The organism is Novosphingobium sp. PC22D (assembly GCF_002556635.1).
In the GTDB taxonomy this organism is placed as follows: Bacteria; Pseudomonadota; Alphaproteobacteria; order Sphingomonadales; family Sphingomonadaceae; genus Novosphingobium.
Genome location: NZ_MWMO01000003.1, coordinates 255,961 through 275,095, shown reverse-complemented (window position 1 = coordinate 275,095; position 19,135 = coordinate 255,961). Strand labels below are relative to the sequence as shown.

Here is a 19,135-nt window from a genome sequence, read left to right as displayed (position 1 = left end):
GCTACTCCCCGCCGCCCTCGCCTTCGACCCTGGCGATCTCGCCCGGCGCGTTGGCGATGACCTTGAGCGTCGCGGCCCAGACGTCGACGTTCTGCTGCAAGGCATCCGGATCGACCTTGTCGAGCGTGTCGTCGGGCGTGTGGTGCAGGTCGAAATAGTGCGTGCCGTCCTGCCCGAGATCGATCACCGCGAGCTTCTGGTCCCTGATGATCGCGGAGATGTCCGCGCCGCCGTGCGCCGGGCCGGGGTGGTAGACGACGCCCAACGGCCACAGCGCCGCCTTGATCTTGTCGCCCAGCGCCGCGTTCGCCTCGTCGAGGCTCAGGCGCAGCGCCCAGATCCGGTCGGCGCCGAAGTCGCTCTCCATCGCCAGGGCATGCGCTTCTGCGGCATGCCGCCTGGCGTAATCCTGGGCTCCGCCAATGGGCGGGCCCATTTCCTCGTTGCCCGCCCACAGAACCCGCACCGTGCGCAGCAGCTTGCCGTCGCGCTGGGCCTGGAGCGCGGCGGCGGTGATGATCGCGCAGCCCGAGGCATCGTCGATCGCGCCCGTGCCCAGATCCCAGGAATCGAGGTGGCAGCCGAGCAGGATCATCGGCAGCGACGGGTCTCGGCCCGGCAACTCGCCGATCACGTTGCCCGAGGGCGCGTCGGGAAAGGGCTTGCCGGTAAGCGTGAGCTCGATCGCGATCGGCTTGCCGCGCGCGGCGACGCGCGCGATCAAGTCGGCATCCGGATTGGACACCGCGCCCGAGGGAATCGCGCTGACGCCCTCGGCGAACTTGGTCACGCCGGTGTGCGGGTTGCGGTGGCTATCGGTGCCCGCCGAGCGAATGATGATGGCGGCGGCGCCCTTTTTCGAGGCAATCGAGGGGCCCGAGCGGCGCACGTCGCCGTAGGGGCCGTAGCCGCTACCGTCCTGCGTGGGACGCATGGCGTGATCGACGAAAGCGACCTTGCCCTCGAGCGAGCCCTCGGGCGCGGCCTTGAGCGCGTCGAGCGTCGGGAAGTAGACGAGTTCGGCCTTCAATCCGCCCTCGGGCGTGGGCACGCTGTTGCCCAGCGCGGTGATCGCGAGCGGTTGTACGTAAGGCGAGGTGAGCCGCGCGGTCTCTTCGCCGCGCGTCCAGGCGTCGGTGCGAAACGTCTCGATGGCGACGTTGCGGAAGCCGAGTTCCTCGAGCTTGGCCTTGCTCCATTCCCGCGCCCTCGCCTCGGCGGGGGAGCCGGCGGGTCGCGGTCCGATCTCGGTGGTCAGGCCCTCGACGATGTCCCAGGCGACGCCCGAGCCTTGCTGCGGCGTGGCGCAAACCGGGGAGGCGAAGACGGCCGCGCCGAGCGCGGCGGCAAGGATCTTGTGGTTCATGCCGCTTTGCCTATCGCAGCCGGCAAACCTTGCCAATGCGGCCGCCCGCTTTTTCGCAATCCGCCTGCGGCTCGCGCGCGGCCTTGCAAGGCCCCGCCGGAATCCCCAATTCCGAGACCATCGACGGCGAACGGCGCGGCGCTTGCGCGCATTGCCCCCCGCCTGTAGAGACCCGCCAAAATCCCGTCACCGACCATTCCCAGAGGATTCCGATGGCCGCCCAGTACGCCTTCGTCATGAAGGACATGACCAAGACCTTCCCCGGCGCGCAGAAGCCGGTGCTCTCGAACATCTCGCTGCAGTTCTACCAAGGCGCGAAGATCGGCATCGTCGGCCCCAACGGCGCCGGCAAGTCGACCCTGATCAAGATCATGGCCGGCATCGACAAGGACTTCACCGGCGAGGCCTGGCCGGGCGAGAACATCACCGTCGGCTATCTCGAGCAGGAACCCGAACTCGATCCGACCAAGACCGTGCTCGAAAACGTCAAGGACGGCGCGCGCGGCACGGCGGACATGGTCGAGCGGTTCAACCAGATCGGCATGGAGATGGCCGAGGAAGATGCCGACTTCGATGCGCTGGGCGCCGAGATGGCCGACCTTCAGGACAAGATCGACGCGGTCGATGGCTGGACGCTCGACAACCAGCTCGAGATCGCGATGGAAGCGCTGCGCTGCCCGCCGGGCGACTGGGGCGTGGAAAGCCTCTCCGGCGGCGAGAAGCGCCGCGTCGCGCTCACCCGCCTGCTGATCCAGAAGCCTTCGATCCTGCTGCTCGACGAGCCGACCAACCACCTTGACGCCGAAAGCGTCGAGTGGCTCGAAAACCACCTCAAGGAATACGCTGGCGCGGTGCTGATGATCACCCACGACCGCTACTTCCTCGATCATGTGGTCGACTGGATCCTCGAACTCGATCGCGGCAAGTACTTCCCCTACGAAGGCAACTACTCGACCTACCTCGAGAAAAAAGCCAAGCGCATGGAGCAGGAAGAGCGCGAGGAATCGGGTCGGCAGAAGGCGCTCAAGGAAGAGCTGGAGTGGATTCGGCAGACCCCGTCCGCGCGCCAGACCAAGTCGAAGGCGCGTATCCGCAAGTTCGAGCAGCTTCAGGAAGCCCAGGCCGGCCGCAAGCCCGGCAAGGCGCAGATCGTCATCCAGGTGCCCGAGCGCCTCGGCGGCAAGGTCATCGAGGCCAAGAACATCTCGAAGGCCTATGGCGACAAGCTGCTGTTCGAGGACCTTTCGTTCATCCTGCCGCCGGGCGGCATCGTCGGCGTGATCGGCCCCAACGGCGCGGGCAAGTCGACGCTGTTCAAGATCATCACCGGCAAGGAGACGCCCGACAGCGGCGAGATCGACATCGGCTCGACCGTGCATCTGGGTTTCGTCGACCAGAGCCGCGATCACCTCGATCCCACCAAGAACGTCTGGGAAGAGATCTCCGACGGGCTCGACTACATGAAGGTCAACGGCCACGACATGTCGACGCGCGCCTATGTCGGCGCGTTCAACTTCAAGGGCGCGGACCAGCAGAAGAACGTCGGCAAACTTTCGGGTGGTGAGCGCAACCGCGTGCACATGGCCAAGATGCTGAAGGAAGGCGGCAACGTCCTCCTGCTCGACGAGCCGACCAACGATCTCGACGTCGAGACGCTGGGCGCGCTCGAGGAAGCGATCGAGAACTTCGCGGGCTGCGCCGTGGTCATCAGCCACGACCGCTTCTTCCTCGACCGTCTCGCCACGCACATCCTCGCCTTCGAGGGCAACAGCCACGTCGAATGGTTCGAAGGCAACTTCGAAGCCTATGAGGAAGACAAGCGCCGCCGCCTGGGCGACGCCGCCGACCGCCCGACTCGTCTGGCCTACAAGAAGCTGACTCGCTGATATCACGGGATTCGTTGTTCAGAATATCTGGCACCAACATTAACGGTTGGCGGCGAACCGGTTCACGTTTGTGACAGCGCGTTTCAGCTAATGAACCCATACGTCGATTTCGCCGGTCGACATGGGTTTGAGAGCTAGGACAGGTGTCACGAAAATGAACAGGAACAAGAGGACGGCCCTGCTGCGCACCGGCGGATGGACCGCCGTCGCCGCCGCGATCGCGATGATGGCGATTCCGGCGCAGGCGGCCGAGGCCCAGCGTGGCTGGGGACGCGGTCAGGAACGCTCGCAGCCGCAATACAACAACCGCGGACGCGGCGGCGGCGAGCAACGCGCGCAGCAGCGTGCGCAACGCTCGGACCGGGCGCAGCGGCCCGAGCGGGTCCAGCGCACGGAACAGCGCAGCAGCTCGCGCAGCACCGGTGGCCTGATCGTATCGGAGAGCCGGAGCGATACGCATGCCAGGATCGGCGCGCCGCGTCAGGCGGAGCGGCCCACTCCGACGCAGACGCAGACGCAGACGCGCCGCGACTACGGCAATCGCGACCGCAGCGACACCCGTACGCGCACCAATCCCGTCAACAATCGCTGGACGGGCCAGCGCAACGACGATCGCCGAACAGACAGCCGCCGCGATAATGACCGCGACCACACCTACAATCGCGGCGACCGCGCGCGCGACTGGCAGCGCAACCGCACCTACAGCGATCGCGACCGCAACCGCACTTACGACCGGCGCGGCAACTCCTGGCGCGACAACGATCGCCGCTGGTCCGACAATCGGCGCGATGATCATCGCAGGTGGGACCGAAACTGGCGTCGCAACGACCGCTACGACTGGTCGCGCCATCGCGCGCGCAACCGCACGATCTATCATATCGGCCGGTATTACTCGCCGTACCGCAACTACTCCTATCGCCGTGTCAGCATCGGCTTCACGCTCGGCTCGCTGTTCTACGGCAACCGCTACTGGATCAACGATCCTTGGTATTATCGCCTACCCGAGGTTTACGGTCCGTACCGCTGGGTGCGCTATTACGACGATGTCCTGCTTGTGGACACCTACACCGGCGAAGTGGTGGACGTGATCTACGATTTCTTCTGGTGAACCGTTTCCGGCCCGGTCGCGGCCGGACAGGAGCCTTCCGCTTCCCCTTCGCGGAAGGCTCCTTGCCTTTTCAGGCCTAGCGCCGCGCGCGCAGGAAGGGGACCATCCGGGCCATCGTGGCGTCGTGATCGACGAACTGGTGCTTTAGCGCACCGAGCAGGTGCAGGCCGATCAGCACCAGCATGATCGTGCCGAACACCTCGTGGATTTCGTGAAAAATCCCGCCCGTCGCCTTGTCCGATCCCACCGGCAAGGCCGGGACCGAGAACAGGCCGAACACGCTAACGGCATCGCCGCCGGTCGAGACCATGCCCCAGCCGGTGAGCGGGATCGCGATAATCAGGAAATAGAACAGGGCATGGACGATCCGCGCCAGCGCGACTTCCCAGATCGCAAGCGAACGATCGAACGGCGGGGCGCGATGCGTGACCCGCCAGAGAATCCGCAAGATCGACAGGATCAGGACGGTGATGCCGATCGCCTTGTGATTGGCCATCAGTTCGATCCGCTCCGGCCGGGGCAGGTCTTCAGCGACCCACACGGCGATGAAGTTCAAGATGATGAGCAGCGCGATCAGCCAGTGCAGCGCAATGGCGACGCGGCTGTAGGTCAGGCCTTGATTTCCGAGCATGCGCAAGTGATGGAACTTCGCGGCATGCATGGCAAGCGCCTATGCAGCCGGACAATCGCCATTGTGCCAAGGCACTGCGGAAATCTCGAACACGGCTCCGAATATCGCGATGACAGACACGGTTCCCGATCGAAAGGCGCTCGAGAAACTCGGCGCGCGAGTACGCGAACGGCTCGCGCGCGATCCTTCGGTCTATCGCATCCCCGTCGAGGAGGCGGAGCTCTTCGCGGTCGGCGATTTCCTTGACGACCGCGAATGCCGCGCGATGATCGAGCTGATCGATTGCGTCGCGGAGCCCTCGCAGCTCTACGACGAGACCTACATCGAGGCTTATCGCACGAGCTACTCGGGCGACATCCCGCAAGACGACAGCGAAGTCAGGATGATCGAGCGGCGGCTGTCCGACTTGCTCGGCATCGACATCTCGTGGGGTGAGCGCGTCCAGGGCCAGCGCTACGCGCCCGGCCAGCAATATCGCGAGCACTGCGACTTCTTCGACGTCAACGCGGCCTATTGGAAAGACGAAAAGGCGCGCGGCGGGCAGCGGAGCTGGACCGCGATGATCTACCTGAGCGACGTCGAGGAAGGCGGCGAGACCGCGTTTCCCTCTCTCGGCATCAGCGTGTCGCCGCAGAAAGGCTCGTTGCTTGTGTGGAACAACGCCAGCGCGGACGGCACGCCAAACATGGCAACGATGCACGCCGCGACTCCCGTCGTGCAGGGCACCAAGTACGTCATCACCAAGTGGTTCCGCACGCGCCCCTGGGCGTGATCCACGACCGTGGCCTAGTCGTCGCCCTCGATCACGATCTGGAGCCGCTCGAGCAGCAGGTCGAAACGGCGGTGCAGCCGGATGATCTCCAATTGCGTGCGCAGATTCACTTCGTAGTCGTGCCGCGCGGCGATGCGGTCTTTCTCCGACTGCCGGTTCTGGCTCATCATGATCACCGGCGCCTGGATCGCGGCGAGCATCGACAGGATCAGGTTGAGGAAGATGTAGGGATAGGCATCGAAGGGACCGATCCCCAGGCTTTCGAGGACCCGGCTGTTGACGAGCATCCAGCCCAGCAGCACGACGACGAAGCCACCGATGAAGCCCCACGAGCCCCCGATCGCGGCCACCCTGTCCGCAAGGCGCTGACCGAAGGTGGCATGGGCGGCGGCTTCCTCATGCGCGTCGCGCCCGAGCAGCGTGCCCGATGCGATGCGCTGGAGGACGCGCTGTTCCTCGCCGTCCAGCTCTTCGAAGAGCCGCCCGAGCAGCTCTTGCGCGAGTTCGTCAGGCGTCTTGGGCGTCTTGTGCATGATCATTGGCGGCAAGCGCCTCGGCGATCAGCTTGCGCGTCTCCGGGATGCCGTAGAGCGCGATGAAGCTGCCCATGCGCGGCCCCTGGCTCGATCCGAGCAGGGTTTCGTAGAGCGCCTTGAACCAGTCGCGCAGCGATTCGAAGCCGAATTCCTCGCGCTTGCCGATCTCGTAGACCGCGGTCTGCAGATCCTCGGCCGAGGTCGCCGGCCCGGCTTGCGCTAGCTCCGCATCGAGCGCGGCGAGCGCGGCCGCCTCGTTCGGCGCGGGCGCGCGCTTGACGAGCGTCGGCGCGATGAAGTCGCGGTTGTAGGCGAGCGCCGCCTCGACCAGCCGCGCCACTTCGGGATTGGCCTCGGGCGACGCGTCTGACACATAGTTGCCAAGATAGGACCAGACCTGGTCCGCCGTCGCCTCCGCGCCGAGCACGCCGACAAGATTGAGCAGCAGCCCGAAGGTCACCGGCAGCGTGTCGCCCGCCCCCTTGCCGTCGCCGTTCGCGCGCAACAGGTGCCACACCGGATTGCCGAGCTGCTTGTCGATCGGCTGGCTCGCGAGATTGCCGCGGAACTGCCAGTATTCGTCGACCGCCTTGGGGATCACGCCGATGTGAAGCTGCTTGGCGCTCTTGGGCTCGCGGAAGAGGTAGAAGCCCAGGCTCTCCTCGGTGCCGTAAGTCAGCCATTCCTCGATGGTGAGGCCATTGCCCTTCGACTTCGAGATCTTCTCGCCCTTATCGTCGAGGAAAAGCTCGTAGATCATGCCTTCGGGCTTGCGCCCGCCCAGCACCTTGGCGATCTTGCCCGACTGGGTGACGCTGTCGGTAAGGTCCTTGCCGCACATCTCGTAGTCGATGCCGAGCGCGACCCAGCGCATCGCCCAGTCGACCTTCCACTGCAGCTTGGCCTGCCCGCCGAAGATCGACTGCTCGATCACGCTGCCGCCCTCATCGGTGAAGCGGATCATGCCGCTTTCCGCGTCGACCACCTCGACCGGCACCTGGAGCACGACGCCGCTCTTGGGCGAGACCGGCAGGACCGGCGAATAGGTCTGCCGCCGTTCCTCGCGCAGCGTCGGCAGCATGATCTCCATGATCGCGTCATAGCGCCGCAGCACGTTCGCCAGCGCCGCGTCGAACGCGCCCGCGTTATAGCGCTCGCTCGCCGAGACGAATTCGTACTCGAAGCCGAAGCGGTCGAGGAATTCGCGCAGCATCGCGTTGTTGTGGTGCGCGAAGCTCTCGTAGCGGCCGAAGGGATCGGCAATGCGCGTAAGTGGCTTGCCCAGGTTCGCCGCGAGCAGTTCGGCGTTGGGAATGTTGTCGGGAACCTTGCGCAGCCCGTCCATGTCGTCCGAGAAGGCGATAAGCCGCGTCGGCGCGCCATCCGTCAGCACCTCGTAGGCGCGGCGGACCAGCGTCGTGCGCAGCACTTCCTGGAACGTGCCGATATGCGGCAGCCCCGAAGGGCCGTAGCCCGTCTCGAAAATCACCGGCGCGCCGTCCGGCTTCCCCTCGGGGAACCGCTTCAAGAGCTTTTGCGCTTCCTGGAACGGCCAGGCCTTGGAGACGCGCGCGGCGCTGATCAGGGCTTCATCGGTCATGGCGAGCGCCTTTCGCCGGAATCACGGCACTTCGCAAGGGGGCTGACGCGAGAGGGAACCAGCCGCGCAAGCGACGGTTTGGTTCACAAGGTAACGCAAGAGGACAACTCTGAACGTGAATTACATCAATACCCTGCGCGATCAGGTCGACGCGATGCTCAAGGGATTCGTGCAAGCCCTGCCGTCGCTGGCGATCGCGCTCGTCATTCTCATTCTCACCTGGCTCGTCGCCAAGGGCGCAGTCCGCCTCGCCGACCGCATCACTGGCAAGGCGCATATCCGCAACGATCTCAAGGCGTTGGTCGAGACACTGATCAAGCTCGCCGTCTGGATTGTCGGCCTGTTGATCGCGCTGACGGTCGCGATCCCGAGCTTCACCCCGGCGGGCGCCTTCGCCGGGCTCGGCATCGGCGCGGTCGCCATCGGCTTTGCCTTTCAGGACATCTTCGAGAACTTCCTCGCCGGCGTGCTGATCATGCTGCGCGACAAGATGCAACTCGGCGACTGGGTCGATACCGAGGGCATCAGCGGCACCGTCGAGAAGATCACGCTGCGCGAAACGCACATCCGCCAGTTCTCGGGCGAGCTGACGATCATGCCGAACTCGATGATCTTCAAGAACCCGGTCAAGATCCACACCGATCAGGTCGAGCGGCGCTTCGACATCATGGTCGGCGTGGCCTACGATACCGACCTGCCCGAAGCCGAGGCGGCGATCATGCGGGCGCTCAAGTCGGTCGACACGATCGCCCACAATCGTCCGGTCGATGCCTTCGCACGCGAGTTCGGCGCCAGTTCGATCGACTTCTGGGTCCGCTGGTGGGTCAACACCAAGGAACAGAACCTGTTCCTCGTGCAGCGCGACGTCGTCTACGCGATCAAGCGCGAGCTCGACGCGGCGGGCATCGAGATCCCGTTCCCCTATGTCACCCACACCTTCAAGGAAGACGTGCCGATCAAGGAAATGGCGGCGAGCAACGACGCTGCCTGACACGCGCATCGGTCCGATGCCCGGAGCGCAAGGGCTTGAATTACGCCGGCGCCCGGGCAGACTGGCTCCCGAAAGGGGGACCAGTCATGTTTTCACGAGTTCTGGCAATGGGGGCGCTCGTCTTCGCGAGCGGCGCGCTGGCATCACCTGCGCGCGCAGCGCCGCCGATCGTGGTCGAGCACATCGATCTGATCGATTTTCCCGACGGCGAGGCGCACCGGTTCGACGATGCCAGCCTCGTCATCGCGGATGGCCGCATCGTCTATGCGGGGCCCGCCGCGGCTGCCCCCTCCCCCGCCGGCGCGAAGCGGATCGATGCGAGCGGCAAAACCGCCATACCCGGCCTCACCGACATGCATGTCCATGTCTGGGACGAAGCGGGCCTCGGCGCCTATCTCGCCTACGGCGTGACCACGGTGCGCAACATGTCGGGCATGCCCTTCCACCTCGCGCTTGCGGAACGGATCGCAAACGGAGAGCTCGCCGGGCCGCGCCTGCTGACATCGGGTCCGATTCTCAACAGCAAGGGCCCCAACGCCCAGATCAATCACCAGGTCGTCGAGACGGCCGAAGAGGCGCGCAAGGCCGTCGCGGCACAGGCGGCAGCCGGGTTCACCCGGCTCAAGACCTACTCGAACTTGCGCCGTCCGGCGTACGAAGCCCTGCTCGACGAGGCCCGCGCGCATGACCTCAAGATCACGGGGCACACCCCCGAAGGCTTCCGCGCCGAGGGCGTTCCGTTCGACAAGCCTTTCGCGATCGGCTTCGAGGAAATCCTCGACGACGGCTTCGAGACGATCGAGCACACCGAATCGATCCTCTGGCACGGTCTGAGCGACCGGCTCGACGAAGACGCCGCGCGCGTCCTTGCCCGCAAGATCGCCGCATCGGGCACGCCGGTGACGGCAACGCTGCTTGCGCACCACAACCTCGTGCGCGTCGCCGAAAGCGACGGAGCCTTCGCGAAGCAGCCCGATGCCGCGACGCTGAATCCGGTCACGCAGCAGACCGAGACCGAGTATATCGCCTTCTGGGCCAAGCAGGATGCCGCCAGGCACCTGGAAAAGGACCGCTTCATCGGTACGTTCACGCGGATCATGGACGAAGAAGGCGTGACGATCGTCACCGGCAGCGATGCCGGGATCTTCACCAATGCCCCAGGCGTCTCGCTGGTGGACGAGCTCGAACTGCTGGTCGCAGCCGGGTTCTCGCCCACGCAGGCCCTCGCCGCCTCCACCAACTCGGTGGCCGGGGTGCTCGGCCTCGCGGGCGAGAGCGGATGCCTCGCGGCGCAGTGCCGCGCCGACGTCGTGCTCTACGCCTGCGATCCGACACAGGACATCGCCTGCACGCACCAGCCCTTCGCGGTCGTGGCCGACGGCACCTGGCACGACCGCGCCGCGCTCGACGCGATGCTGGCGAAGGCGGCGCGGCCCGACGTCGAGCGCACGATAGCGAACCTCGTCGAGGGGATGGCGGCGCAAGGGACGCCGCTCGATCCCGCCGTGCTGGGCAACTAGCCCGGCGCCCCCGCGCTCAGTCCGCCCAGGTCCAGTCGTAGGCAAGCGGCGCTTCGCGGAAGGCGAAGCGGTCGATGTGCTGCGCAACCACGTCCTTCAACCGATCGAGGTTCTCGCGATCGTTGCCGGATAGGTGGACGCGGATACCGGCATCGTCCGCATCGAGCGTCGCGACCGCGCCGACGAAGGTGACGACACCGCGCGGACTGGCGCCCTCGCCTTCGATCTCGACCGGCAGCTTGTGCGCCCAATGCTTGCAGAGCTGTCGGACGTATTTGCCGCCGTCCTTGGCGGCGACAATGGCCTCAACCTCGCTCATGGCTCGTACCTTTCCACCTTGCGCGTCGCTTCGTCGATGATCTCGGCCAGACCGAGGATCGTTTCGCGATTCGTCACGTCCGACGAGAGCCGGTCGAACACGGCCGACTTGAGCGAGTGCATCGCCCGGCGCAGCGGCGCGGGATCGAACTTCTCGCGCGTCTCTGCGAGCTTGGAGAGGCGCTGGCGCAGATGCGCGACCTCGCCTTCGTGCTCGGCGAGCTGGCTGCGGCCTTCCTCGGTGATTTCGTAGGACTTGCGCGCGGCGTCGGTCGAGGCGACCGCGATCACCCCCTGCTCTTCCATGTAGGTGAGCGCGGGATAGACCACGCCCGGGCTCGGCGCATATTCGCCGCCCGAAAGCGCGTCGATCTCGCGGATCAGATCATAGCCATGGCGGGGTTGCTCGGCGATGAGCGAGAGCAGCAGGGTCTGCAATTCGGCCTGGTCGAACAGGCGGCGCCTGCGGCCGCCGCGCCCGGGGCCGCCATGGCCGCGCGGACCGAAGCCCTGCCCGAGAAAGTCGCCGAAGCCGGCGCCCCTGCCGAACGGGCCGCGCGCGAAGTCCTCGCGGCTCGCACCGCAGCGGGAATGGGAGAAGAGATGTCTCATGGTCTTTCCTTGATCTATCAGGACCCTTGATGTGTCATGATGCGACTAAGATATATCTTGATATAGATCTTGCAAGAGGGCCGATGCACGAATTTGTCGCCGGCTCGAGATCGCGCGGCCCGGCCCCCTTACCGCCCCCCCACAGGTCGCGGGATCGGACCGTTTACTTTTCGTTCCGCCCTCCCCATGGTCCGATGATGACGCTTCCCGCCATCCATTGCAGTCACGGCGGCGCCTGGTTGCGCGATGCCTCGGGAACGCGCGCGGTGTCCAAGGGCGAGGCGGTCATGGCCGCGGCCGATACGCCGCTGCTCCTGCTCAACGCGCCGCTCGTCGCAACTCGTCTCGGCTATCCCGATCTGTCGGGCCTCGACTTGCTCGAACTCTACGCCTTCATCCACCCCGCGCGGTTCGTTGTGCCGACGCCCAAGGGACTCGCGAAAGCGCTCGGTCTCGCCGAGCCCGCGAGCGAGAGCGACATACCCGCGCTGCTCCAGACGGCCGCGGACGCACTGCTCGCGACCTGCGAGAGCGATGCCTGGGCCGAACGCGAGGGCGCCTGGAGCGCACTGCAATCGCTCACCCGCATGCGCTGGCCCTGGGCGGTGCTGCTCAACGGCCGCATCGCGCGGCCCGAGCGCGCCGAACGCTGGCTCTTTTCCCGGCTGCCGGAGTGGGAAGAGGCCGCCGACCTGCCCCAGCCGGCGCAAGTCCGTCTCGAACAGGACGAGGTGCTCGATCGCCTCGCGGCGCTGACCGGTTCGCAGGCCGAAACCCGCCCCGGGCAGCGCGCCTATGCGATCGAGACCAGCGAGGTCTTCGCGCCACGCCCGCGTCAGGGGCAGCCGCACGTTCTGCTCGCGCAGGCCGGCACCGGGATCGGCAAGACGCTGGGCTACCTCGCCCCGGCCTCGCGGTGGAGTGAGCGATCGGGCGGCACGGTCTGGGTCTCGACCTTCACCAAGGCCCTGCAGCGCCAGTTGCGCCAGGAAAGCCGCCGCGCCTGGCCCGAACGGCGCCCCGACGGCAGCCGCCCCGTGGTCGTGCGCAAGGGCCGCGAGAACTACCTGTGCCTGCTCAATCTCGAGGACGCGCTGCAAGGCGGCTTCGCCGGGCGGGCGGCGATCCTCGCCCAGCTCGTCGCGCGCTGGGCCGCCTATACCCGCGACGGCGACGTGATCGGCGGCGATCTGCCCGGCTGGCTCGGCACGCTGTTTCGCCAGCGCGGCATCACCGCGCTCACCGACCGGCGCGGCGAATGTGTCTACGCGGGCTGCCCGCACTACCGCAAATGCTTCATCGAGCGCGCTGCGCGCGCCTCGGCCAAGGCCGACCTCGTGATCGGCAACCATGCGCTGGTCATGGTCAACGCGGCGCGCGGACGCGACCACGCGGCGCGCCCGACCCGGATCGTCTTCGACGAGGGACATCATATCTTCGATGCCGCCGATTCGACCTTCGCGGTGGCGCTGAGCGGCGCCGAGGCGATCGAACTGCGGCGCTGGATCATCGGTCCGGAGAAAGCCTCGCGCGGGCGGCGGCGCGGCCTTGCGGCCCGTCTCGCCGACATCGCCAGCTATGACGAGGCGGGCGGCCGCGCGATCTCGGCCGCGCGCGAGGCGGCCGAAGCGCTTCCCGGCGACGGCTGGCTGCAACGGCTCGTCGAGAACACGCCCTCGGGCCCGATCGAAGAACTGCTCGCCGCCGTCCGCGCGCTGGTCTACGCGCGCGACGAAAGCGGCGGCGCGGAGGCGGGATACGGGCTCGAGACCGAGGCGGCCGAATTGGAGGGCGCCTTCGTCGAACAGGCCCAGGCCGCCCGCGCCGCGCTGGCCGACTTGCGGCAGCCGCTGATCCGGCTCGGCGTGCGCCTCGAGGCGATTCTCGAAGAGCCGCCCGACTGGCTCGATGGCCCTGGCCGCGCCCGCATCGAAGGCGCGCGGCACTCGCTCGCCTGGCGGATCGAACTCGTCGCCGCCTGGGAAGCGCTGCTAGAACGGCTCGGTGGCCCCGCCGATCCCGAATTCGTCGACTGGCTCGCGGTCGAGCGTTCGGACGCCCGCGAGTTCGACGTCGGCATCCACCGGCGCTGGCTCGATCCGATGAAGCCGTTCGCCAAGGTCGTGCTCGAACCCGCGCACGGTGTCGTCATGACCTCGGCGACGCTGCGTGACGGCGAGGACTGGGAATCCGCGATCGCCCGCAGCGGCGCGCGCCATATCGGCGTCGAGCCGCGCCTGTCCGCGCAGCAGAGCCCGTTCGACTACGCCGCGCAGGCCGCGGTGCTGATCGTCACCGACGTGCCGCGCGGCGACATAGCCGCGCTCGCTGCCGCCTACGGCCGGCTGATCGAGGCGTCGGGCGGCGGCGCGCTCGGCCTGTTCACCGCGATCCGGAGGCTGCGCGCGGTCCATGGCCGGATCGCCGACCGGCTCGCGCGCGGCGGGCTGCCGCTCTATGCGCAGCACGTCGATCCCATCGACACCGGCACCCTGGTCGACATCTTCCGCGACGATCCGGCCGCCTCGCTGCTCGGCACCGATGCCCTGCGCGATGGAGTCGACGTTCCCGGCCATTCGTTGCGGCTGGTGGTGATGGAACAAGTCCCCTGGCCGCGCCCCTCGATCCTCCACCGCGCGCGGCGGCTGACCGGCGGCGGCTCGGCCTATGACGACGCGATCATCCGCGCGCGGCTCGCGCAAGCCTTCGGACGCCTGATCCGCGGCCGCGACGACAGCGGCCACTTCGTCGTGCTCTCGCCCGCCTTCCCTTCGCGCCTGCTCACCGCCTTTCCCCCCGGCACGCCGGTTCAGCGGGTGACGCTGGACGAGGCCTTGCAACGGGTCGCCCGGCATGGTTCAGGAGACGGCATCGTTTCCCCCGACCGAGCCCAGTCCTCCGCATGAAGACCCTTGCCATTTTCCGCCATGCCAAGTCGGACTGGAACGACGCGCGGCTACGCGATTTCGACCGGCCGCTGAACGCGCGCGGCCGCAAGGGCGCGGAGAAGATGGGCGAACATATCCGCGCGTACGGGGTGCGCTTCGATCGCGTGCTCGCCTCGCCGGCGGTGCGGGTGACCCAAACGATCGAGATTTCCGCGCAGGCGGCGGGCGGGACGCCCCCTGTCACCTGGGACCGGCGGCTCTATCTCGCCAACTCGGCCACGCTGCAGGATGTGCTGCGCGAGATCGAGGGCGATCCCGGCACGATCATCATGGTCGGCCACAACCCGGGCCTGGAAGATCTCATTCTCGATCTCGTGCCCGACGACGGCAGCAGCCCGTTGCGCGACGTCGTGGAGGAAAAGTTTCCGACGGCGGCCTTTGCCGTGCTCGAACTCGACATAGATTCCTGGAGCGATCTGGCGGACGAGTGCGCGCGGCTGGTGCATCTCGTGCGACCGCGCGATCTCGATCCGCAACTGGGCCCGCAACTGCGCGATTAGGCCGAAGCCGGTCTGACGTATGCTTCAGGCGCGATCGAGCGCGGCGGCGAGGTCGTCCCGCACGGCGCGCAGCCGCTCGACCACCGATGCCGCGGGCTGGACAGCCGGAGCGGCCGCCGTCTCGGCCCCGCTCCCGTTACCGGAGGCCTTTGTTTCCAGCGCGAGGCGCGCACCCCGCAGGGTGTAGCCTTCGTGGTGTACGAGGCGATCGATTTCGGCCACCAGCGCCACGTCCTCGGGCCGGTAATAGCGCCGACCGCCGCTGCGCTTGATCGGCTTGAGCATCGGAAACTGCTCTTCCCAATAGCGCAGGACATGCTGGCGAATGCCGAGCGCGCGCGTCACTTCACCGATGGTGCGCAGCGCCTCGGGGTCTTTCCCGTCGTCGAATCCGGTGAACACCGCCCTGCTCACGATTCCGCGATGCGATCCTTGAGCATCTGGCTTGCCCGAAAGGTCAGGACGCGGCGCGGCGTGATGGGAACTTCGACCCCGGTCTTCGGATTGCGCCCGACCCGCTCACCCTTGTCGCGAAGCAGGAAGGTGCCGAAACCCGAGATCTTCACGTTCTCCCCTTCGGCAAGCGACTGACACATGTGCATCAGGATGGACTCGACCATCGCGAGCGATTCGGCCCGGGAGAGCCCGAGCTTGCGGTGAATCGCTTCGGCAATAGCGGCACGTGTAAGCGTCTCCGTGGAGCGCATCTGGTCCCCAATCCTGTCTGCGCGGCCCCGCGACGGATCATATGGAAAAAGACCGTAAAAGCAATGCCGTCAAACAGAAGATTTACGCCGCGCGGGCAAAATGGCGCGATCAGACGCGCAACAGGCTTGCCCCCCAAGTAAAACCCCCGCCCATGGCTTCGAGCATGACGAGGTCACCTTCGCGAATTCGTCCGTCGCGCACGGCAACATCAAGCGCAAGCGGCACTGAAGCAGCCGAAGTATTGGCATGCTGCGCCACGGTCATCACGACCTTTTCTGAAGGTAAATTCAGCTTCTTCGCGGTGGCGTCCAATATCCGGGCGTTTGCCTGGTGTGGCACCAACCAATCGATATCACCAATCGTTAACCCAGCATCTTCAAGCACTTCCTGAAGAACTTGCGCCAGATTGACGACGGCGTGGCGAAAGACTTCCCGTCCCTTCATTCTCAGCTTGCCGACCGTGCCGGTCGTCGAGGGACCGCCGTCGACGAAGAGGAGCTGATTATGCGCGCCGTCCGCGTGCAGCCTGGTCGCAAGAATGCCGCGCGGCGCATCGCCGGTTTCGTCGCGGGCCTCGAGCACGACCGCCCCCGCACCGTCCCCAAATAGGACACACGTGGTCCGGTCTTCCCAATCGAGGATACGGCTGAAGGTCTCCGAACCAATCACCAGCGCCCGATTCGCCATGCCGGTGCGCAGCATCGAATCGGCGACGCCGAGCGCGTAGAGAAAGCCCGAGCACACCGCCGCGACGTCGAAGGCGATACCGCCGTTGCAGCCCAGGTTGTTCTGGACCTGGGTCGCGGTCGCGGGAAAGGTCTGGTCGGGCGTCGCCGTCGCCAGGACGATCAGGTCGATGTCCTTCGGGGCGAGCCCCGCCGCCTCGAGCGCGCGCCGCGCGGCCAGCGTCGCCAGGCTGGAGGTCGTCTCGCCCTCGGCGGCAATGTGACGGTTCGAAATCCCGGTTCGCTCGACGATCCAATCGTCGCTCGTGTCGATCCGCTCCGCCAGTTCCGCATTGCTGATCGACCGGTCCGGAAGCGCGGAGCCGGTTCCCGTCAGTACCGATCGCCGCATCAGGCCTGAGCCTCCTGCGGGCGACGCATCAGCAGGCTGTCCTCACCGACGCGGGCGAGGTCGGCGGTAATCCGCACGGTGACGTTCTCCTCGAGAAGCCGCGCCGCGACCGCCACGGCATTGGCGACCCCGGCCGCGCTCGCGCCGCCGTGACTTTTGACGACGATGCCGTTGAGGCCGAGAAAGACGGCGCCGTTGTGATTGTTGGGATCGAGATGATGCTTGAGCAGCTCGGTCGCGGGTTTCGAGATGAGGAACCCGAACTTCGAGCGCAGCGAGCTGGAAAAGCCGCGGCGCAGCAGGTCGGCCACGAAGCGCGCGGTTCCTTCCACCGCCTTGAGCGCGATGTTACCCGAAAACCCGTCGGTAACCACGACATCGACATCGCCGAGGCACAGCTTGTCGGCCTCGGTGAAGCCGTCGAAGCTGAACGAGAGCTCTTCGGCCGCGTCCTTGAGGATCTGCGCGGCGTCGCGCAGCAGGTCGGTGCCCTTGATTTCCTCGGTGCCGATGTTGAGCAGCCGCAGTCGCGGCTCCTCGCGCCCGGTCACGACGCGCGCATAGGCCGCGCCCATCACAGCGAACTGGACGAGGTTGCGCGTGTCGCACTCGGTATTCGCGCCAAGATCGAGCATCACGACGTCGTTGTCGCCGAGCGTGGGTAGCAGAGCGGCAAGCGCGGGGCGGTCGATGCCCGGCATGGTGCGCAGCGTCAGCTTGGAGATGGCCATGAGCGCGCCGGTGTTACCCGCGCTCACCGCGGCGCCGGCATCGCCCGACTTCACCGCGGCGATCGCGCGCCCCATCGAGGTGGTCTTGGCGCGGCGCAGCGCCTGGCTCGGCCTGTCCTCGCCGCTGATGACGTCATCGGCGTGAAGGATCTCCGAGGAGGCACGAAGGTTCGGATGAGCCTCCAGCGCGGACTTGATGCGCGTTTCGTCCCCCACGAGGAGGAACTTGAACTGTTCGTGGCGACGGCGCGCGATCGCCGCGCCCTCAACCATGACGCGCACGCCTTCGTCGCCGCCCATCGCGTCAACTGCGATACGCGGCAGGCTCATTGTAATTCTCCGAAGCTCGGGTCGTTAGATCTCGACCGCGATGATCTCACGGCCGTTGTAGTGACCGCAAGCCGTACAAAGGTTGTGCGGCCGCTTGAGCTCGCCGCAGTTAGGGCATTCGTGGAACGCCTCGGCCTTGAGCGCGTCATGGCTGCGGCGCATACCCCTGCGCGAGGGAGTCGTTTTTCTTTTAGGGACAGCCATGTCGGCACCTGTTCCTGAAAATACAGCATTGTCAAAAAGGCCGCCGGTAACCGTCAGGTCCGGCGGCGCGCGAAGGCGGGCCTATAGCCGATTTTTCGCGCGTTGCAACCCGCTTCCGGCCCACTACGATCCGTCACCGCTACTGATTTGGGGAGCCATCCTTGATTTTGCAAACCACACTTTCGCTGACTGCAGCCGCAGTGATCATCAACTTATGGCTTATCTATCGCGTGCTTCGCCTGCGCGTTTCCCTGAAGGTGCTCCACGGCGACGAGGGCAACCCGCTGCTCATGCAGCGCATGCGCGCGCACGCGAACTTCATCGAGAACACGCCGCTCATCCTGATCCTGATCGGCGCGATCGAGATGACCGGCAGGGGCGGACGCTGGATCGCCTTCGTCGGCGCCGCGTTCCTGCTCGCCCGCGTGATCCACGCGCTCGGCATGGATAGTTCGAAGCCCAATCCGCTGCGCGCGGGCGGAATGCTGACGACCCTGCTGCTGAGCCTCGGCCTTGCCGTGGTGGCTATCCTGGTCGCGCTGGGCGTGCTCTAGGCGAGCGCGGCGTCGCCGACGAAGGGATTGCTGCGCCGCTCGTCACCGAAGGTGCTGATAGGGCCGTGACCGGGCACGAACGTGGTATCCTCGCCGAGCGGCCAGAGACGTCGGGTAATCGAATCGACGAGCGTCTGGAAGTCGCCGCGCGGAAAATCCGTGCGGCCGACCGAGCCGCGGAAGAGCACATCGCCCACGATCGCGAACTTGGAAGGCGCGTGGTGGAAGACGACGTGACCGGGCGTGTGGCCGGGGCAGTGATAGACGTCGAGTTCCAGCTCGCCCACGGTCACCTTGTCGCCGTTATGCAGCCAGCGGTCGGGCTCGAAGCAATGGGCTTCGATGCCCCAGCGCTGGCTGTCGTCGTCGAGCTGGGCGATCCAGAAGCGGTCTTCCTCGTGCGGCCCCTCGAGCGGCACGCCCATTTCCTTCGCGAGTTCGCCCGCGAGGCCGCAGTGGTCGAGATGGCCGTGCGTGACGAGCACCTTCTCGAGCGTGACGCCCGCCTTGTGGAGCGCGAGCTTGAGCTGGTCGAGGTCGCCCCCCGGATCGACCAGCGCGGCTTTCCCGGTCTTGGTGCACCAGATCAGCGAGCAGTTCTGCTCGAGCGGCGTCACCGGAACGATGGCCACGCGCATCGGCGGTTCGGGGCGGTCGGTATCGGACGAAGCGGTCTCGGTCATGGCGTGGAGATGGCTGCCACGCCGCGCGAATGCAATCCCCGCGCTGCCCGGCGCCATGGC

At 66.6% G+C, this 19,135-nt stretch carries 20 protein-coding genes; 8 read left to right on the top strand and 12 right to left on the bottom strand.

Features of this window, described 5'->3' with window-relative positions; all coding sequences use genetic code 11:
• Position 1 precedes the first annotated feature (1 nt).
• The gene (locus B2G71_RS07975; RefSeq protein ID WP_098105208.1) at positions 2–1,366 is read right to left on the bottom strand and encodes a M20/M25/M40 family metallo-hydrolase; all 1,365 of its coding nucleotides are present in this window, start codon (positions 1,364–1,366) and stop codon (positions 2–4) included.
• A 212-nt stretch (positions 1,367–1,578) separates the two neighbouring features.
• Between B2G71_RS07975 and ettA the strand changes: the two genes are divergently transcribed.
• A complete protein-coding gene (ettA, locus tag B2G71_RS07970) occupies positions 1,579–3,252 on the top strand; it encodes an energy-dependent translational throttle protein EttA (protein WP_098105297.1) in 1,674 nt (557 codons plus the stop codon).
• A gap of 154 nt (positions 3,253–3,406) precedes the next feature.
• Positions 3,407–4,360, top strand: coding sequence for an RcnB family protein (locus B2G71_RS07965; RefSeq protein WP_168176302.1), 954 nt, complete (start codon positions 3,407–3,409; stop codon positions 4,358–4,360).
• A 76-nt stretch (positions 4,361–4,436) separates the two neighbouring features.
• Here B2G71_RS07965 and B2G71_RS07960 read toward each other — a convergent pair whose 3' ends face one another.
• Positions 4,437–5,021: a cytochrome b gene (locus tag B2G71_RS07960; protein ID WP_098105206.1), complete on the bottom strand. Its 585-nt coding sequence runs from the start codon at positions 5,019–5,021 to the stop codon at positions 4,437–4,439.
• Between the two features lie 79 nt (positions 5,022–5,100).
• Here B2G71_RS07960 and B2G71_RS07955 point away from each other — a divergent pair, with 79 nt between their 5' ends.
• On the top strand, positions 5,101–5,763 hold the full coding sequence (locus B2G71_RS07955) for a 2OG-Fe(II) oxygenase (RefSeq protein WP_098105296.1): 663 nt from the start codon (positions 5,101–5,103) through the stop codon (positions 5,761–5,763).
• A 14-nt stretch (positions 5,764–5,777) separates the two neighbouring features.
• Here B2G71_RS07955 and B2G71_RS07950 read toward each other — a convergent pair whose 3' ends face one another.
• Both B2G71_RS07950 and B2G71_RS07945 read right to left on the bottom strand, forming a co-directional pair.
• Positions 5,778–6,296, bottom strand: coding sequence for a DUF1003 domain-containing protein (locus tag B2G71_RS07950; protein WP_098105295.1), 519 nt, complete (start codon positions 6,294–6,296; stop codon positions 5,778–5,780).
• A complete protein-coding gene (locus B2G71_RS07945) occupies positions 6,271–7,899 on the bottom strand; it encodes a lysine--tRNA ligase (protein ID WP_098105205.1) in 1,629 nt (542 codons plus the stop codon). The genes B2G71_RS07950 and B2G71_RS07945 overlap by 26 nt, the downstream gene beginning before the upstream one ends.
• A gap of 115 nt (positions 7,900–8,014) precedes the next feature.
• Here B2G71_RS07945 and B2G71_RS07940 point away from each other — a divergent pair, with 115 nt between their 5' ends.
• Together B2G71_RS07940 and B2G71_RS07935 are read left to right on the top strand one after the other, a co-directional pair.
• On the top strand, positions 8,015–8,890 hold the full coding sequence (locus B2G71_RS07940) for a mechanosensitive ion channel (RefSeq protein WP_098105204.1): 876 nt from the start codon (positions 8,015–8,017) through the stop codon (positions 8,888–8,890).
• An 86-nt stretch (positions 8,891–8,976) separates the two neighbouring features.
• The gene (locus B2G71_RS07935) at positions 8,977–10,410 is read left to right on the top strand and encodes an amidohydrolase family protein (RefSeq protein WP_098105203.1); all 1,434 of its coding nucleotides are present in this window, start codon (positions 8,977–8,979) and stop codon (positions 10,408–10,410) included.
• Between the two features lie 16 nt (positions 10,411–10,426).
• On the opposite strand, the gene B2G71_RS07930 is transcribed toward B2G71_RS07935, so the two are convergent.
• Together B2G71_RS07930 and B2G71_RS07925 are read right to left on the bottom strand one after the other, a co-directional pair.
• Positions 10,427–10,729 carry a DUF2218 domain-containing protein gene (locus B2G71_RS07930; protein WP_098105202.1) on the bottom strand — a complete coding sequence of 101 codons (303 nt, stop codon included), beginning with the start codon at positions 10,727–10,729 and terminating at the stop codon, positions 10,427–10,429.
• Positions 10,726–11,340 (bottom strand): PadR family transcriptional regulator, encoded by a 615-nt coding sequence (locus tag B2G71_RS07925; protein WP_098105201.1) that lies wholly within the window; start codon positions 11,338–11,340, stop codon positions 10,726–10,728. The genes B2G71_RS07930 and B2G71_RS07925 overlap by 4 nt, the downstream gene beginning before the upstream one ends.
• A 197-nt stretch (positions 11,341–11,537) precedes the next feature.
• Between B2G71_RS07925 and B2G71_RS07920 the strand changes: the two genes are divergently transcribed.
• Positions 11,538–14,246, top strand: coding sequence for an ATP-dependent DNA helicase (locus B2G71_RS07920; protein WP_240530051.1), 2,709 nt, complete (start codon positions 11,538–11,540; stop codon positions 14,244–14,246).
• Positions 14,243–14,788 carry a histidine phosphatase family protein gene (locus B2G71_RS07915; protein WP_098105199.1) on the top strand — a complete coding sequence of 182 codons (546 nt, stop codon included), beginning with the start codon at positions 14,243–14,245 and terminating at the stop codon, positions 14,786–14,788. The genes B2G71_RS07920 and B2G71_RS07915 overlap by 4 nt, the downstream gene beginning before the upstream one ends.
• Before the next feature lie 24 nt (positions 14,789–14,812).
• On the opposite strand, the gene B2G71_RS07910 is transcribed toward B2G71_RS07915, so the two are convergent.
• The 5 genes from B2G71_RS07910 to rpmF all read right to left on the bottom strand — a co-directional run bounded on the left by B2G71_RS07910 (position 14,813) and on the right by rpmF (position 17,838).
• Positions 14,813–15,202 (bottom strand): MerR family transcriptional regulator, encoded by a 390-nt coding sequence (locus B2G71_RS07910; protein WP_240530050.1) that lies wholly within the window; start codon positions 15,200–15,202, stop codon positions 14,813–14,815.
• Positions 15,199–15,495, bottom strand: coding sequence for an integration host factor subunit alpha (locus tag B2G71_RS07905; RefSeq protein WP_098105197.1), 297 nt, complete (start codon positions 15,493–15,495; stop codon positions 15,199–15,201). Before B2G71_RS07905 ends, B2G71_RS07910 begins: the two co-directional genes overlap by 4 nt.
• Positions 15,496–15,604: 109 nt before the next feature.
• On the bottom strand, positions 15,605–16,573 hold the full coding sequence (locus B2G71_RS07900) for a beta-ketoacyl-ACP synthase III (protein ID WP_206049345.1): 969 nt from the start codon (positions 16,571–16,573) through the stop codon (positions 15,605–15,607).
• Positions 16,573–17,634: a phosphate acyltransferase PlsX gene (gene plsX / locus B2G71_RS07895; protein WP_098105195.1), complete on the bottom strand. Its 1,062-nt coding sequence runs from the start codon at positions 17,632–17,634 to the stop codon at positions 16,573–16,575. The genes B2G71_RS07900 and plsX overlap by 1 nt, the downstream gene beginning before the upstream one ends.
• A 24-nt stretch (positions 17,635–17,658) precedes the next feature.
• The gene (rpmF, locus tag B2G71_RS07890; RefSeq protein WP_098105194.1) at positions 17,659–17,838 is read right to left on the bottom strand and encodes a 50S ribosomal protein L32; all 180 of its coding nucleotides are present in this window, start codon (positions 17,836–17,838) and stop codon (positions 17,659–17,661) included.
• Positions 17,839–17,999: 161 nt separating this feature from the next.
• On the opposite strand from rpmF, the gene B2G71_RS07885 reads away from it, so the two are divergent.
• Positions 18,000–18,392 carry an MAPEG family protein gene (locus B2G71_RS07885; protein WP_098105193.1) on the top strand — a complete coding sequence of 131 codons (393 nt, stop codon included), beginning with the start codon at positions 18,000–18,002 and terminating at the stop codon, positions 18,390–18,392.
• Here B2G71_RS07885 and B2G71_RS07880 read toward each other — a convergent pair.
• A complete protein-coding gene (locus B2G71_RS07880) occupies positions 18,389–19,030 on the bottom strand; it encodes an MBL fold metallo-hydrolase (protein ID WP_098105294.1) in 642 nt (213 codons plus the stop codon). The genes B2G71_RS07885 and B2G71_RS07880 overlap by 4 nt on opposite strands.
• Between the last annotated feature and the right edge of the window lie 105 nt (positions 19,031–19,135).